Annotated in this window: 9 protein-coding genes and 1 tRNA gene; all 10 read left to right on the top strand. The window is 30.0% G+C overall.

The genetic code is table 4. The annotated features are described in order from the left end of the window. The first annotated feature begins 9 nt into the window (after positions 1-9). A complete protein-coding gene (gene hisS / locus BCF59_RS01165) occupies positions 10-1371 on the top strand; it encodes a histidine--tRNA ligase (protein WP_134110437.1) in 1362 nt (453 codons plus the stop codon). Further along, the gene (aspS, locus tag BCF59_RS01160; RefSeq protein WP_134110435.1) at positions 1364-3073 is read left to right on the top strand and encodes an aspartate--tRNA ligase; all 1710 of its coding nucleotides are present in this window, start codon (positions 1364-1366) and stop codon (positions 3071-3073) included. The genes hisS and aspS overlap by 8 nt, the downstream gene beginning before the upstream one ends. Before the next feature lie 249 nt (positions 3074-3322). Then, positions 3323-8842 carry a PDxFFG protein gene (locus tag BCF59_RS01155; RefSeq protein ID WP_134110433.1) on the top strand — a complete coding sequence of 1840 codons (5520 nt, stop codon included), beginning with the start codon at positions 3323-3325 and terminating at the stop codon, positions 8840-8842. A gap of 11 nt (positions 8843-8853) precedes the next feature. Beyond that, positions 8854-11940: an ABC transporter substrate-binding protein gene (locus BCF59_RS03650; protein ID WP_166666785.1), complete on the top strand. Its 3087-nt coding sequence runs from the start codon at positions 8854-8856 to the stop codon at positions 11938-11940. Beyond that, positions 11940-12998: an ABC transporter permease gene (locus BCF59_RS01145; RefSeq protein ID WP_134110431.1), complete on the top strand. Its 1059-nt coding sequence runs from the start codon at positions 11940-11942 to the stop codon at positions 12996-12998. Before BCF59_RS03650 ends, BCF59_RS01145 begins: the two co-directional genes overlap by 1 nt. Next, the gene (locus BCF59_RS01140; protein WP_134110429.1) at positions 12998-14041 is read left to right on the top strand and encodes an ABC transporter permease; all 1044 of its coding nucleotides are present in this window, start codon (positions 12998-13000) and stop codon (positions 14039-14041) included. Before BCF59_RS01145 ends, BCF59_RS01140 begins: the two co-directional genes overlap by 1 nt. A 6-nt stretch (positions 14042-14047) precedes the next feature. Beyond that, complete coding sequence (locus tag BCF59_RS01135) at positions 14048-15385, top strand: ABC transporter ATP-binding protein (RefSeq protein ID WP_234851410.1); 1338 nt, start codon at positions 14048-14050, stop codon at positions 15383-15385. Beyond that, on the top strand, positions 15375-16709 hold the full coding sequence (locus BCF59_RS01130) for an ABC transporter ATP-binding protein (RefSeq protein ID WP_134110427.1): 1335 nt from the start codon (positions 15375-15377) through the stop codon (positions 16707-16709). The genes BCF59_RS01135 and BCF59_RS01130 overlap by 11 nt, the downstream gene beginning before the upstream one ends. 115 nt (positions 16710-16824) lie before the next feature. Beyond that, positions 16825-17088 carry an HPr family phosphocarrier protein gene (locus tag BCF59_RS01125; RefSeq protein WP_134110425.1) on the top strand — a complete coding sequence of 88 codons (264 nt, stop codon included), beginning with the start codon at positions 16825-16827 and terminating at the stop codon, positions 17086-17088. 325 nt (positions 17089-17413) lie between these two features. Beyond that, positions 17414-17498, top strand: a tRNA-Leu gene (locus tag BCF59_RS01120). The last annotated feature ends 73 nt before the right edge of the window (positions 17499-17571 follow it).

Here is a 17571-nt window from a genome sequence, read left to right as displayed (position 1 = left end):
GGATGTCAAATGATTACAAAAATTAAAGGAACAAAAGATTATGATCCTATTGAATATCAATATAAACAAAAAATTATTGACATTTTTAAGACTATCATTTATGATAATAATTTTCAAATGATAGAAACTCCGATTATTGAATCATGCGAACTATTTAAACGTTCAGTTAACGGTTCAGAAATCGCCCAGAAACAAATGTATGAATTTAAAGATAAAGCTAATCGCGAACTTTGTTTAAGACCCGAAGGAACAGCGCCATTTGTGCGTGCTTACATTGAAAATAATTGACAAGAATTATGAAATCAAAAATTTGCTTATTCAATTCCGATGTTTCGCTATGAACAACCACAAAAAGGAAGGTATCGTCAATTTTATCAGTCAGGAATCGAATTTGTTGGTGAAAAACATTATCTAAAGGATTATTTTGTTATAACAATAGGGATTTATCTTCTAAATGCATTAGAAATTCCATATGTTTTAAAAATTAATTCAATTGGTGATAAACAAGCTCGTCAAAAATATGAACAAGCACTATCGAAATATTTAAAACCATACTATAACGAACTAAGTTTTGAATCTCAAAAACGGTTTGATGAAGGAAGGTTTTTAAGAATCTTAGACGATAAAAATGATGCAAAATTATATTTTATAAAGAATGCTCCAAAAATAACCGATTTTATCAGTAAAGAATCAAAAGAATACTACCGAAAAATAGTTGAAAAATTAAAAGACATAAATGATATGAATGATGGGGCTATCCAAGAAGATGTATCTTTAGTTCGTGGTTTAGATTACTATGATGAAGTAGTTTTTGAATTTGTCGCAAAAGACAGAAGATATAGTAATCAAGGAACCCTAATTGGTGGGGGTAGATATTCAGGCCTTTTTGCAGAATTAGGTGGACCGGATGTATCTAGTGTTGGTTTTGGTTTTGGAGTTGATCGTTTAATTGATTTGCATAAAGAAATCCATCCATTAGAATTAAGTGGTATTAAAGAGAGTTTAAATAATTTAAGCGTTTATGTTGCTTCTAGCATTGATGATAATCAATTAGAGCTATTTATGGATAATGTTTTTGTTGCTTTAACGAATTTTGGTGTCTCAGTGCATCTAGATTTTAAAATTCAAAAAACCAAAAGAATCTTCGAAAAGGCTAGAAAAAGAAATGCTACTGTCGTTATATATGATGATAGTGAACTGGGTAATGAAATGTTTTATGCCAAAGATTTAAAAACAGGAAAACGTGTTGTTTTAGACTTTAGTGATGAAGGTTTAGAAGACTTAATGAAATTTTTAAAAGAAACAAGAATTAATTATAGCGAAGACAGATACGCAGAATTTCAAAGCTTTTTAGGTGAAGAAGATGAATAAAACAATTAATAATAATCAACTTAATTTAAGTAATTTAAATCAAAAAGTAACGTTATATGGTTGAGTTGCTAATAAGCGAAAATTAGGTGGATTAAATTTTGTTGATCTACGTGATAAGTTTGGCATCACACAATTAGTTTTCAATCAACCGATTGTATTTACTAAAGAAAGCGTTTTGGAAGTTACTGGCACCGTAGTAGCTCGTAAAGATGCAAATTTAGAATTAGCTACTGGTGAAATAGAAGTTGTAGTAGAGTCTTATAAAGTTTTATCGACAGCTAAAGAATTGCCTTTTCAAATACGTGATGATATAGAAGTTAAAGAAGAACTACGTTTAAGACATCGTTTTTTAGACTTACGTCGTCCAATGATGCAAAAAACTATTGCGCTTAGAAATCAAGTTATTTTTGCAATGCGTGAATATCTACAAAATAATGGTTTTTTAGAAATAGAAACTCCAATTTTATCAAAAGCTACTCCTGAAGGAGCGCGTGATTTTTTGGTTCCAACTCGTAATCATAATGCTTTTTATGCCTTACCACAGTCACCACAACTCTTTAAGCAACTTTTAATGATTTCTGGTTTTGAAAGATATTTTCAAATTGCAAGATGTTTTCGCGATGAAGACTCACGCAAAGATCGTCAGCCGGAATTTACTCAACTTGATATTGAAGTAAGTTTTATGCAACCAGAATTTTTACAAACCCAAATAGAAGAAATGTTTCAATATGTACTTAAAAAAGTTAAAAATATTAATATTAAAATTCCATTTGAGCGCGTAAATTATGATGATTGTATTCGCGATTACGGAAGCGATAAACCCGACTTTCGTTATGATGTTAAATTACAGGATATTAATGATTTTTGCAATGATAGTAATTTTGATATTATTAAAAATGCCCCAGTAAAAAGATTGCTTAAAATTACAGAAATAATTAATAAAAAAGATTTTAAAATTTTAGAAGAAATTGCTAAAAAAAATAAAGCCAAAATTTTATTTTACTTTAGTATACAAGGAAATGAAATTGTTGCCACAAACTTTGCACATAAAGTATCTGATTCTATACATATTTTTTTAAAAAACTTTGATAAAGTTGATGGAACTTATTTTATTGTTGCTGATACATATGAGAACGCTTCACAAGCGCTTGGTGCTATACGGGTAGAATTAAACTCTTGATTTAATTGAGCGCGTAATGAGTATAATTTTAAATGAATTACACAGTTTCCGATGTTTGAATATGATGCTGAAAATAACAAATGAGTCGCAGCACACCATCCATTTACTCAATTTGATCATCCGATGCAAGAAATTGATTTATTACCAAAAGAAAAAGTTAAAGCTCGTAGTTATGATTTAGTTTTAAACGGTTTTGAATTAGGTTCAGGTTCTGCGCGAATTTATGATAAAGATATGCAACAGAAAATGTTTGAACTTATTGGTTTAAATCAAAAATCACAAGAAGAAAAATTTGGTTTCTTTTTAAAATCCTTAGATTATGGTGTTCCGCCTCACTGTGGAATTGGTTTAGGAATTGATCGGATCATAATGATTTTAGCTGATTTAAATACCATTCGTGATACTATAGCGTTTCCTAAAAACTCTAAAAATGAAGATGTTTTTACTCAAGCGCCTTCAAGTGTTGAAGAGAATCAATTACAAGAATTATTTCTAAAAACAATTACAAATAAAAACGGCTAATATATTTGATATATTAACTGTTTTTTTATTTTTTTTAAAACAAATATCCATAAAAAATTTTTTCTTCAAAAATAAATTAAAAAATTTTAAAAAATAAAAAAATAAATGAAAAATTCGTAATTTACTATATAACCTAACAAAAAGAATTGTATTTTGTTGTTATATAAAAGTAAATAAGGTTTAGAATTTGATAAAATTAATAAGAATATTATTTTTATATTCAAACCAACTTAAAAAAAGAAAGGAACTATGAAAAAAATCAAACTAAGTTTGAAGGCGAAGGTTTTACTATCAGCCGGAATTATTGCAAGTGCTTCAGGTGTCGCTGTAGCATCAATGTATGCATATGCAAATAATTCTGATGAGGTAAAAGGTTCATATCTCGCCATAACTGAAAAAAAATTAAAAAATGATTATTCTCAGATTTATGACGCAAATAGACACCTCAAACCAGAGATTTCTATTTTAGATCCACTAAAAAAATACCAGGTGGGGTTCATTTCTGATGATTATGAAAATTTTGGCTTTATTGAAGACAAAAAAAAGTTATATTCATTTGACGAATTCTTTGCAAAATATTTTGAAAGATTCAAAGAAAGTTTTATCCTTGAAGTTAAATTTGGATCATTCAGTTTCTTTGATGAATATGTTTTAGCAGTTAAACCTAGCAAGTTTATCGAGTTCAGTAAATGATTTATTAACACCGTTGCGTGGGGGCCGGATTTATTAACCTTAGAGAGTTTTAGGTTAGTTCCCGGGGTTGAACAAAGTGGAAACTCAATCACCTTAGGATCGCATTCAACAGTGCATAAAGAGGTTAGTGAAATAAAATTCTTCCCAGATGCTTTTTTTGGTTCAATGCCAATTTACTCAATTCTTTCGGGAGCAGGTAATGGTCGTGATGCTTTAACATATTCATTGTTTAAAGAACAACAAGACAAGAAAACTATTGACGAATTTTTAGCATCTATTCCAACAGCATCTGCGATTTATAACGCAATCTCAAGGGCTCCAAGAACATATAATTCATTTTTATCATTAGCATTACCTTATAAGTTAATTAATAAAAAATTTAAAATATTACCAGATACTAAAAATAAATTCAATGAAAATACTCTTGTATTTGCGGACAACATTACCCAAAAGCAATTCAATGATATTAAAACACAATTAAACTTAGCTGATAATGTTACTTTTGATTCCTTAATAGAAACTACAGTGACTTCTGCTATTGCAAGCGATACAACTACAACAGTTGCCGGAAATTCAAATAAACTAACTGAACCTTTATTAATTGTTACATTTGATTATAAACCAGAAGGTTCACAAGATTCATTTTCATTTATAATGAGAGAAGGTAATGTTAGTCCTCAATGGGATATAACATATCATACATTTAAAAAAGCGGTTGATGCTGATATTGCTCACTTTTTAGATTTTTACGACGTTAAAGCCTATGAAAATAAAGAAATTTGAGCATATATCGATTCAAACGATAAAATAAGTTTATTTAAATCAAAACTAGAAGCAATCAACAACATCCCAGAACTTAAAAATTGAGAAACTGCTACTGCCGAAGTAAAAAGTAGATTAGGCGCATATTTAGTTAAATCTATTGATGTTAAGGACGCTGTATTCACTACAACCTTAGAAAATGTAGAAAACAAAAATAGTTTTTCTTTATCTTTTGCTGCAACAACTATAACATCACAAGAAAAAGATTTATTAGATGAGTTTAAACATGCTGTAGGTTATCAAGGGGCTATTTCGCCAATTACTTTACAAGCTGGACCAGAGGATATTTCGATCTTAGATGAAAACGGGAAACCAAAACGCGGTTTATCGACCAGAAAATATGATGTTTTTAACGAAGCATACACTGGATTAATTGACAAAGTTTTAGCAAAATATCCGCACTTAGCTAAAAAACTAACTGGACCACATGTTGCTAAAAAATTGAATGCAAAAGGATACTATGAATATTCATTAGAAGATGGTGACTATATTGGTTTTAGTGAAGATGATAGAATTGGGCTTCCGTTAGTTTTAGGGGCTACTTTAAAAGATTTTGATGGAATTTCAACTGAATTTTTAAGATATGTAGCAACTCACGAATATGGACATCACTATACATTAGATGAATCACAAGCTTTAAATCAAGATTCAAATGCAGTAGTTGTGGGTGGAATTTCACCACGTAATGGAATAAGTGAATCATCATATTATTCAGCTGAAGCGTTGCGCAATTATTTAAAGGCTAGAACAACATTGGATTTTGTTAGAGTAAATGCTTTAGGAGAGCAAACTGATAGTACAAATACTAATGGACAATATATTAAGTTTTTATTTAAAAATAAAGATACTGGACAATATGTTCGAGAAACAGAAGATCAAATTTGAGGGAATGCTTCACAGAATGCACATATCGAAAGTGTGCTTTCAAATAAACAAAGACGTTTTTTACAAGATTTTGATGGACTTAAAGAAGCAGCGAATCAAAGAAAAACCAGATTAGGAAATTTATTTATTGCAAACTCTTTCGATGAAAATTCAGGAACAATAAATCCATTTATTAGTGGGACAGCTAAAACTTTTGAACCAGTTATAAATGGCGATACTACTAGTTATGTTTTTAAAGATTTAGATATAAAGAGAGTTATTAAAGAAATTAAAGATGGAACTGGACAATCAATTGAAAATGCAATTGAAATTACAGATTCAAACAATTTAACTATAAATGTTGTAGATTTAGTAACTGAAACCATTGATGGTCAAACAGTTACTAAAGCAACCAAAATTAATGTTTTTAACAGAGATGGAAGTCCAGCGATTAATGTTCCATTAAACGAACCACTCGATAAAGCTAGCCAAGATTACATTAAAGCACAGACTAACATTATTAAAGAAAGCATTATTAATTTAGTTAGAGCGAATTTCATAGATTCAGGATGAAATAGTAATACCACAGATTTTGGTGGATCAATTGGTTTTTCATTAACTAACTATTCTGATCGTACCGATTTAAAAGGACTAGCCGCTAACTTAAAAGATAGAGCGAACCCTATTGAATATGATCCAGCTACCAATAATATTGATTCTGTCTTTAATCCAAATGTAAAAGATAAACGTAAATCATGAGAATATGCTGGATTCACTGCTGGTGATAGTGTGTCTAATGTCCTTTCTGATATGTTTGCGGTTACTATAGGTATTGAAGATGCTAGAAGTAAGGGAACACGTAGTAATCCAAAAAAAGCTCATATTGAAGGTGCTTTGTACTCTCAAATTCAAGATGTTTTAGTTTTTGTTGATGCTAAGGATAAAACTAAAATTAAAAGTTCTTACACATTTCCGTTGATTGAAGGAAATAAGTTTTTATCAAATCAAGTATGAGATAAAAATGATGTAATGACTGACCAATTACATAGAACTTTTCAAAGATATAACATTCCTGCTACTGGGATATATCAAAACAACCCAATTTTTAGATTCTTGCTCTCAGGTTTAAAATTATTTATTAGAAACAATAACAATACTCCTTATTTCCATTACCTAGGTGCAGATAATTCAGTAAGTAATTCGGCTGAAATTACACAAGCATATTGAAGAGCTGGTCGAGATCCAAAGGCACGAAATACGTTACATAATTTAACTCAAAAAATTTCATTCAATAACTTTGATAATTTTTCAGAAGGAAATGACTCCTTATATGCGGCGTTTAATTTAAAAATAAAAGCAGAAGTGCATGACGGTGAAAAAACAGCAACCACAGCGGTTTTTGAAACTTTTGAAGATATGATTGATTTTAGTTCTATTGATTATTCAAAAGCAACTTACATTAAAATGCAACCAACCGAAACCGGAACAACCGCCATCTTTAATTGAGATATCAATTATGTAAAAACTAAATTTGATTTCAATGCATTTAAAGAAGCAGTAGCAACTTCACAAGAAAACGAACAACAAAAACAATTTATTGCAAATGCTGATGATCAAACTTTAGCTAACGAAATAATGCGTAGATTTAGACATTCTAACTACTTTTTAACAGTTAAAGATTTTAATCCTGCAACTGAACTAGAAGCAAATAAAGCAATTCTATCAGATACGTACGGAATTACTTATTTAAATCCAGAATTCAAAAATATTTTCTCTTTTGAAGCAAAACCTGCAGCTGATGGTGATAGAAAATATACTGCCACAGATTACCAAAAGACATTTAGAGACTATGTAGTGAGCACATTAGGTGAAGAAGGAAATAATGAGAAATTAGTAAATTCAGTTGTTGCAACTTTAAATTCACAAGATTTATATCGTGTATCAGGTAATGTTTTAACATTCTGAAACCGTGGTCAAACTAGTTTAAATCGTCCGCTTGAATGAATTTATGCAAAATTCCGAAACGGACAACCATCATCAGATGTTTTAAATTACAATCAAACAAGAGTTGAACCACAACTTCAAGATAAATTTACTGATTATGTTTACAATATTTCAGAAACCTTAACTAGAGATTTTGTTCAAACTACATATCTCCCATCAACTGTAGATTTTGAAAATTTACCAGGATATATGACTTCGGTAAATGAATCATATACTGGTTTAGATTATGTAGTGGATGCGACTAAATTAAATGTATGAAATGATAGAAAAAATGATCCTATCGCAATTTATAAAGGGGTTTATAACGCAGTTAAAGCAGCCAAATTTGATAATTACTATCAACAAATTAAAGAAGTTTCATTATTAACATATCAAGCTGAATTACCTATAAAAGATGAAATAGCTAAAGCAAATCTTGAGTTAGATAAAGTTAAAAAAGAAATTGAATCACAACAAAACGAGCTTAAAAAAGCTACTACACAAGAACAAAAAGACGCAATTAATGCAAAAATTCAAGAACTTAATTCAATTAGCGAATCATTTACCAATAGCGTTGATAAAAACAATAAATTACTTAATGAACTTATATTAAATAAAAATAAAGTAGTTTTACCAATTAAAGATGTTGCATATAATGACACATATAAAAAACCAAATAGCGTTTTTGAAAATACCGAATCTAGAACAAGTTCATATTTCGGGAAATTTATAACCCAAAGCAACGGATATTTCAAAGATAGATTTGAGAAATCAACAATCGGTATGGAACTTTATGATGATTTAGGAAACGAAGTGATTGATAATGAAATTTCATTAAAAGACTTTGAAAGTAAACCGATTACATCTCGCCCAAGAGCATTCTTTATTTCCCAACTTTTAAACTTTGGAGTATCAAAAAGAACTGTAACCGGAATCTTTAGAAACAAACGTTTAGATGCCTTAGCGCTTTATGGGTTTGTAAAAAATGCAGACGCACAAAAAATTAAGAAAATTCGTTTCACTGATACTTTAACAGGTGAACAAAAATTCTTAACAGTTAACTTTAAAGATACAAACAACATTTTCTACCTTAAAAAGCAAGGTGATATTAACTCAAAAGTTAGAATTGAAGATGAAGGCTATACTTCATGAATTTCAGATTATGGAATTATGGCTAAATACCGTAACACTTTATTAGATCCAAAACATAAATACTATGCACAATTTGTTGATGAAAACAATAACGCGGTTTCAGACTTAAATATCGGAGACTTTGAATATCTTTCAGAAAACGGGAAAACTGGAGAACAAGCTTCGGTTAAAATTAAAACAAACAAAGATCCAAAAACACAAGATAAAGGTAAAACCATTATATATATTGACTATCAATTTAACATTACAGGATAAAAGGGGGAAATTTGAAAAAAAGGTTATGATTTAAAACGTTTAGTTTAGCATCTGCTGCTTCAATAGTTGCTGTGGCGGCATCGTGCGGAACTGATTCGTTAAAACAAAATAAGAGTTATAGTTCGACTGAATTTACTTCTAATTTAACCAAGAACATTGATTATGATTTTGGTTTAGCAACCGAACCTATTAACAATTTAAACTATATTAAATATAATTCAATGAACAAAATTTTACCTTCTCTTGTAGACTCCTTTATGAAAACTGGACCAAATAGGGAATTAAAATCTATCCTTAAAATCAAACAATTTGACTTTGTTTCAGTAAGTACAGATGGGACATTTACCACTGATGCTTCCGGCGAAAAACAACCAAGCTCTAATTTTGATGATTTCTTTAGACTTAATAAAAGTGAACTATCAACAGATAATGGATATGGTAGAGTTCAGGGAAGTTGATATGCGTTACACGATTTAGGTTTAATCGGTGGACTAGCAAAAGATACAAGTGGTGCTCCACAACAAAATGCTTCAATTTATTCATTTAGAAATCCAAAAAATGGAAACAATTATATTGGTGCTACTGGATTTACTAATAATAAACTAAATAGATGATCTAATGGAGACGTTGTTAATGCGCAAGATTTAAGAGATTATATTGAATATATTTTAGATCTTAATACTGGTTCTCAAAAAATAGATACAATAACTAAATATTCATTCCGTAATGCTAGTAAATTTATTGATGCACAAAAAGCATATATTCAAAAATTTAATATTGCTTATAAAAATCCTTGAGGACGTAGAAAATATATTAAGACAAATGAAGGGACTTGAATTCAAGATCCTGAAGACCAAGTTTGACAATCACAAATTAAAGATGCAAATGGCAAAGCACTAGATATTGCCGAAGTAGAAGCAATTAAACAAGCAGCTTTAGGATTTGGTTTTTACACCGGACAATTATTTTTAGATTATCCTAACGAGGAAATAGAAGCAAATTTAAATCTACCTGAGAACAAAGATTTTAAATTAGATAAAGATTTACAAGAATTTACTTTCTTAGATATTAAAACTAATAAAAAATATAAAAGAAAACTTATCAAAAATGTTTATTTAAACCCATATCAAACTTTTACGATAATAGGTAGTTTAACTGATCCTAATAAAAAAACCATTTATAGTAGTATTAAGTCACTTGCTCGTGATGAAAATTCATTTACTATTATTTTTGATGAAAATCAAACACCAGAACTTGTTTATTTAATTTTTACAATTTTAGGCAATCTATTTCCAGCTAACCGTAGATATATCGAAACTGAAGGTGGCGGAATCCAAAAATATGGTTCAAATACTAAAAAATTTTTAACCTCAGGTCCGTTTTTAATGGATTCCAATGATGTGGTTTTAGGACCTCAAGGTTATATTAATCTTAAGAAAAATAAAGATTATTTTGATGCGGAAAATACTATTTCAGAAAAAATCAAAATTATTTTTTCGACTGACCGTAATATTAATGCTACATTTTTTGAAGATGGATTTATCTCACAAACCTATATTCCAGCCGAAAGAATTAATCAATATTGATCAAATCCGACATACAAAGAATACCTTAATAAAAACACTGGTTATGGAACAATTGCGTTTGGATTTAATTTAGATTACGAATCGAATGCAGATAGTTATGTCTTAGATGAAGATTTAAGAAATGCAATTTACTATGCAATTAATAGAGAAAAAATCTTACAAATTGTTGGTTGAGACTTTTCGTTTCCTGTTAATACTTGAACAGCTTATGGACAATACCGTACTTTTGATGGAAAAAACATTGAAACATACTTTCAAGATATGCGCACTGAAGCGGCAAATGACAAAATTTTTGACTTACAAAACTATGATTTTGTAACCCACTTATCTAAATCATATACATTTGAAAAAACTAAACGTATTGATAAAACATATGATCCAAAAACTGCAGAATTTTATCTAAATCGTTTTAAACAAAGACATCCAAATTTAAAACATGTTAAACTAAGATATCTAAACAATTCTTCAGATGAACAAAAGAAGGCTGGAACTTATTTAAGAAACGTTTTAAATGAATTATTTAAAGGTTATATAGATATAGAAGTTAAGAGTTTACCAGAAAATGCATTTGCTTCATTTATAGAAGAAGGTAAATACGACATTATTTATCAAAACTACGATCGTCTAGGCGGTAATGGTGCTTCAGATTATGTACAAGTGTTCTTTAAAACTGATGAAATTGATAGTTTAAATGAAAAAAATATTGGATTTAAAACTAACCCAGTTGGTTCATTTACATATGCCGACTATATCAGCGATTTATATACTCAAGCAATCAACTTAAATGTAGACGAATATATATCACAACATTTAGTTTTACCTTTTAATGTTATTTTAGGTTCAATTCCAAATGCGGCAGCAGATTTTGATAAAGTACGCAATCAACAAAACCCACAAAAAACTGATATTTTAAATTTTGAAAACAAATATGCACAACAAATTTTGAATGGTTTTAAAGATGCAACCGGAAAAGACTTTAATATTCGTTTATTTAAATACTTAATTGAATTTTTATTAATTAAAAATAAGAATATTCAAGTTAATCGTAGGCATAAACTATTAAATGAATCATTATTAATTTTCGAAGGTATAGATAAGCTTGCTGAAGCAACAGCATCAACATCAAAACGCTTACATTTTCAAGAATCATTAGGACCGTTAAATCAAACAACCAAAATTAGTTTTTGAAAGAAATTTGTGGAACTATCATTTATTAAACCAACTGAAGATGGTTCAAATTACACCGATAGAATTAACTCATTTTTCTCTGGAAACTTTAACTCAGAAGAATTAAAAGAAAAGTGAAGTCAAGAATATGTTTATATTTTCATTGGTGAACTAGAAAAAGTGATACGTGATGCAAGTATTGTGGTTCCGCTAATGGAAGTTGATACTAATTGAGAAATCACCAGAGTTGGTGGAGTTGATTCATTATATAGATTTTCACTACAATATGCTTACGATTTTACCAGACCACCAAGACCAGGATTACCTAGAAAGAGAGGATCATAGTGAAGTTTAAAAAAACTGAAACGAGAAATAATAAAACTTACTATATTGATGATAATAACGTTTATTTAACTAACAAAAGAGTTGAAGAAGTTTCCTTAGTTGAACGTTTATTCACCATCAACTCACCATTAGTTAAATCTTTATTGAGATTATTAGTCATTATTGTTGAGTTCTTTTTAATTGGTTTTATTGTTATTACTATTACTTTCTTTTTAATTAACTCGGTTCCTGGATCAAATACTTTAACTTCTGGTTTAGATTCAGCGGCTAAAAAAGCTATTGAAGCTCAATATGGATTAGATCAACCATTGATTAAAAGATATGGATTTTATCTACATGATCTCTTCCGTGGTAATTTTGGAATTTCATTGTCATTATTTCCAACTCAAGAAATTAATTCCTTTATATGAGAACGTTTTTATAAATCGTTTTTGGTAGGTATTTTTTCAGTGTTTTTAACCGTGGTAATCGGTATTTCAGTAGGTATTTGAGTGGGTAAAAATCCGGGCGGAATTGTAGATAATGTTTCGACTGTCTTAGTAAGTATTTTTTCATCAGTACCATCAATTATCTTTGCGCTGATATTAGTGTTTTTGGGCCGCTTAGTTAATTTACCATATATCTTTGACCATAAAAACTTACTAACATATATACTACCAGGTTTAGCGCTCTCATTGGGAAGTATTATTGTCTATATCAAATATATTAGAACCGAGCTTAACCGTGAATTAAATTCAGTGCATGCTAAATTTGCATACTTAAAAGGACTATCAAAAAGTCGTTTTGTATGAAAACACGCGTTAAAACCATCACTTTTCCCAATTGCAACATTCTTTCCGGCAGTTATTTTTGGTTCATTTATTGGAAGTATCTTTATTGAACAAATTTTCTTTATTTCTGGCTCTGGAGCAACATTGCTACAAGCCATCCAAACTAAAGATTATAATGTGATCTTATTCTTAATTGTTATGTTTACCTTGCTAACTATTCTTTCATATGCTACACGTGATATTTTGTACGAAGTTATTGATCCACGTGTAAGAAGAAAGGGGGCATAGTGGAGCAGCAGAACGAATCAAAATTTAAAGCAAAATTTAATCGTTATGTTAGTAAGCTAAGATCACGTCAGAACTTAGGACCAACCAATGAATTATCTAAAAAAATAGCTCCTAATCCGATCATGCAACCCTTTCAATATCAAGCATGAAAAATTGTAGGTAAAACCTTTGATTTTGTGGCTGAAAGCCATATGAAAGCAGAAACTAAAGTTTTTAAAGAATTTGTATATCGTTTTTCAAGAAGTCTTTCAGGTGTTTTTGGATTTATTCTCTTAGTTTCAATTATTTTATTAGCTTTTATCATTCCGTTTACTACTTTAGATCCCAACTTTGGTGATGTAGATGTTAAATATTTAACTTTTAATCAAACTGACAAAAACGGAGTTTATCATATTTTTGGGACTGATTCATTAGGACGTGATATTTGGGCTAGACTTTGACATGGGTTACGTTATTCACTTTCGTTAGCGTTAGTGGTAACTACCATTGAAGTTATAATAGGTTTAACCATAGGAATTTTAATGGGACAATATGAACGTTTTGACCGTGTAATGACCTTTATAATTAAAGTGATCTCAGTGGTACCAACTATTATTATTCTTATTTTAATAACTATTGTTATCTCTCCATCATTTTGGGTTATTGTTTTTGCTTTATCATTCACTTCATGAACTGGTATGGCCAACCAAATTAGAGCCCAAGTTAAAAGAGCAAAACACTTTGAATGGGTGGCCGCTTCAAAAGTTTTAGGAACTCCAAATTGAAAAATACTTCAAAACTATGTACCTGTAATTTTACCGATTTTAATTACTCAATTAGTCTTCTCGATTCCTGGGGTAGTGCTTTCTGAAACCTCACTTGCTTTCATTGGTTTAGCAATTGATGATATTCCAACCTTAGGAAACTTAATTTTAGAAGGACAAAAAATCTTCCCTACTTATTTAAGATACGTTTTTGTACCATCAACTTTACTTATTTTAATTACAACTAGTGTGCAGTTAATAGGTGCGAGCGTGCAAGATGCGCTCAGAAGACAGAGATAGGAAATTATGAGACGAAATTTACAACGTAGACATAAACGTACTAAACAACCATATCTACAAGATTTTGAATTAAAAGAAACAATATTTTTTGATACTTTAGATCAAGACCAACCTGAAAGTAATAACGAAACTGCAATAGATTTAGAAACTAAACCAAATCAAACAAAAAATTCAAGATTATGTAGTTTTTTACACAAATTCAAATTTTGAGAGAAATTTAAAAAAGGACACTTTGATTGAGATACTTTTTATAAAAATGTTCAATATCGTACTTTTTCTGACGGAAGCAAATTAAAAATTGCAGCAGAAATTAAAAACATCCATCTTTCGTTCACTAACCCAGCGCGCCCTGGGGAAAAAAATAAAGTTTTATTAGGTAGTTCGCTTGAAATCTATGAAGGTAAAGTGCATGCAATTATCGGAGAATCTGGTTCTGGTAAGTCAGTGATTACTTCACTATTATATGGATTAACCGGAGATAATGCTGTGATAGATAGTGGAGAAATCAAGTTATATAACAATAATGTAGAAAGATTTTCGTTCCGTGATTGAGAGAAATCACACTATCGTGGTCGTGTTGTATCTGCTGTTTTTCAAAACCCAATGTCAACTTTAAATCCAACTATGAAAGTTGGAAAACAAATTATGGAGGGAATGTTAGTTAACGGAGTGGTTAAAACCCGTGATGAAGCTTATAAACGCGCCGTAGAATTTTTAAAACTAACTAAAATCAACGATCCAGAAGCAGTTATGAAACTTTATCCACACGAAATGTCGGGTGGAATGATTCAACGTGTCGTAATTGCTGCTATCGTTGCTTTAGAACCTAAAATTTTAGTTATGGATGAACCAACCACAGCTTTAGATCCTACTGTGCAAGCCTTAGTTTTAGATGTTGTTAAAGACTTACAACAAAAACTCAAATTATCTATTGTTTTTATTACCCATGATTTAGGAGTGGTAGCATCTATCTCGGATTATATTTCAATTATGTATGCAGGTCAAATTATTGAAGAAGGAACTGCAGAAGAAATATTACGCTATCCACAACATCCATATACATGGGGATTAATTCTCAGTATGCCAGATATCAATAAAGGAAGTCGTTTAGCAACCATTCGCGGAAGTGTTCCATCAAGTTTAAACAATATCAAAGGGGATGCCTTTGCTGTTAGAAATGACTATGCTTTAGGTAGAGACTTTGAGATAGAACCAAATTATTATCAAGTTTCAGAAACTCACCGTGTCAAATCAGCATTATTAGACGAACGCGCACCAGAATACCAACCGCCTGCACCAATTCAAAAATTATGAAAGGAATATTTAGCAAAAAATGGAAAATAAAAGAACAGAAACTGCTTACAAGGTTAAACGCTCAATTCCATTTCTTGGTGAAAAAACAGTTATTCGTAAGCAAACAAAGGGTGTAGAGGAAATGTTGTGTCCAAAACATGGCGAAGAAACTTTAGTAACTATGCGTAATGTGGATATTACTTATGGTAGTGGTGTAAAAGCGTTTCGCGCTGTAATTGATTTAAATTTAAATATTTATAAAGGTGAAGTACTTGGTTTAGTAGGTGAATCTGGAAGTGGTAAGAGTACTACTGGTAGGGCATTAGTTGGTTTAGTACCGTATTCATTTGGTGAAATTAAGCTCTTAGATAAAACACTTCCTAAAAAGATAGCTCGTGGCTTTAAAGTGGGTAAAAAACTACAAGAATATAAAGCAATTGAAAACTTTTTAATTAATAAAGTGCAAATGATTTTTCAAGACCCGGCTAACTCACTAAATCCTTATGCAAATGTTGAAAGTATTGTTGGCGAAGGTTTGACAAATACCAAAAATTCAAAAGAAATTTATTTATATAACATAGATCAAGAAGTAAAACGTAAAATTTATGCCGAACTTTGTTTAGAACACCACCCCCAATTTTTTGGTGAATATGAAGCAAATTTAGATGTAGAAATTGCTAAAGATGAATTTAGTGCATATCAAGCATTTTATGAAGATTTTTACCAAAAAATTATTGCAACTGATAACAGTTATTTAATTGAAATGATGCAACAAGCCAAACGAGAGCGTGATGAACTTAATAAATTGAGTGAGAAAGAATGCAAACGCTTATTGGTGCGTGATATTTTACAATCTGTCGGATTAGACCAATCAGTTTTACGTAGATATCCGTTAGAATTTTCAGGGGGACAACAACAACGTATTGGGATTTCGCGCGCAGTTGTGCTTCGACCACAACTTTTAGTAGCTGATGAACCGATTTCAGCACTAGACGTTTCAATTCAAGCCCAAGTTGTTAATATCTTTAATGAATTAAAAGAAAAATATCAACTAACTATTTTATTTATCGCTCATGACTTACGTATGGTAGAATATATTTCAGATCGTATTGCAGTAATGAATAAAGGTAGACTATTAGAAGTTGGTAAAACTGAAGAAATTATGAAACATTCCTTACATCCATATACTAAAAGTTTATTAGATGCCGTACCGTCGATTGAAGGAAGTAAGGGAAGCTTGATTGGTTATGTATATGACATTAATATGCATAATTATTCAGCACAAAATCAACCTGAATGAGTTAAAATAAATGAAGATCATTTCGTTTTAGGAACTCCGAAAGAAGTTGAAAACTGAAAAAATGGAATTTATTAAATAAAAATCTTACGAAAGTTAACTTTCGTAAGATTTTTATGCATCAAATGTTAAAAAAGTTTTTTGTGTTATAATTGCTTTATTGAAAATTAGATAATTGAAAGGAAACTCTTTTATGAAAGAATTTACAGCAAAAATTGTGGACCCAATTGGCTTACACGCACGCCCAACATCAATTCTTTGCACTGCGGCTTCAAAATTTAAATCAGATGCTAAATTACAATACAATGGACGCGAAGGTAATTTAAAATCAATTATGAATATTATGGCATTAGGTGTTAAATGTGGTGCCGAAATTACTGTTAAAGTTTCGGGTGAAGATGAAGAAGCAGCTTTAGAAGCAATTAAAAAAGTTTTTGTAGATAATGAATTAATTTAAAAATGCCTTTTTGGCATTTTTTGTTTATTATAACTAGTGTCATACTTGATAAATAACTATTAATTATCTCTTTCGAAATTATTTTTAACAAAGAAATTTGAAGCAAATTCCAATAGTTTTTGTTTGTTATTTCAAATACTTTTGATTATACTTATTTGATCATTTTGTATACTAACATTCATTTTTAAACAAATACGATAAAAGGAGGAAACTGAATTAAATTTTTAATATTATCCTTATATTTAGTTCTTTTGTGATATATTTTTAGAAATTATGCTAAATTTACATTTTAACCAAAATATAGTATAATTATATATATTAAAATGCCCGAGTGGTGAAATTGGCAGACACGCTAGACTAAGGATCTAGTGGAGTATTCCGTGCAGGTTCAAGTCCTGTCTTGGGCACCATTTTTTTATTACAAATTTATTTTTAACAAACAAAAATATTACATTTTAAAGGCTTAAAGTAACTTTAATCTTT

It is taken from the genome of Mycoplasmopsis mustelae, from assembly GCF_004365095.1.
GTDB classification, from domain to species: Bacteria; Bacillota_I; Bacilli_A; order Mycoplasmatales; family Metamycoplasmataceae; genus Mycoplasmopsis; species Mycoplasmopsis mustelae.
This window is presented reverse-complemented; position numbering and strand designations above follow the sequence as displayed.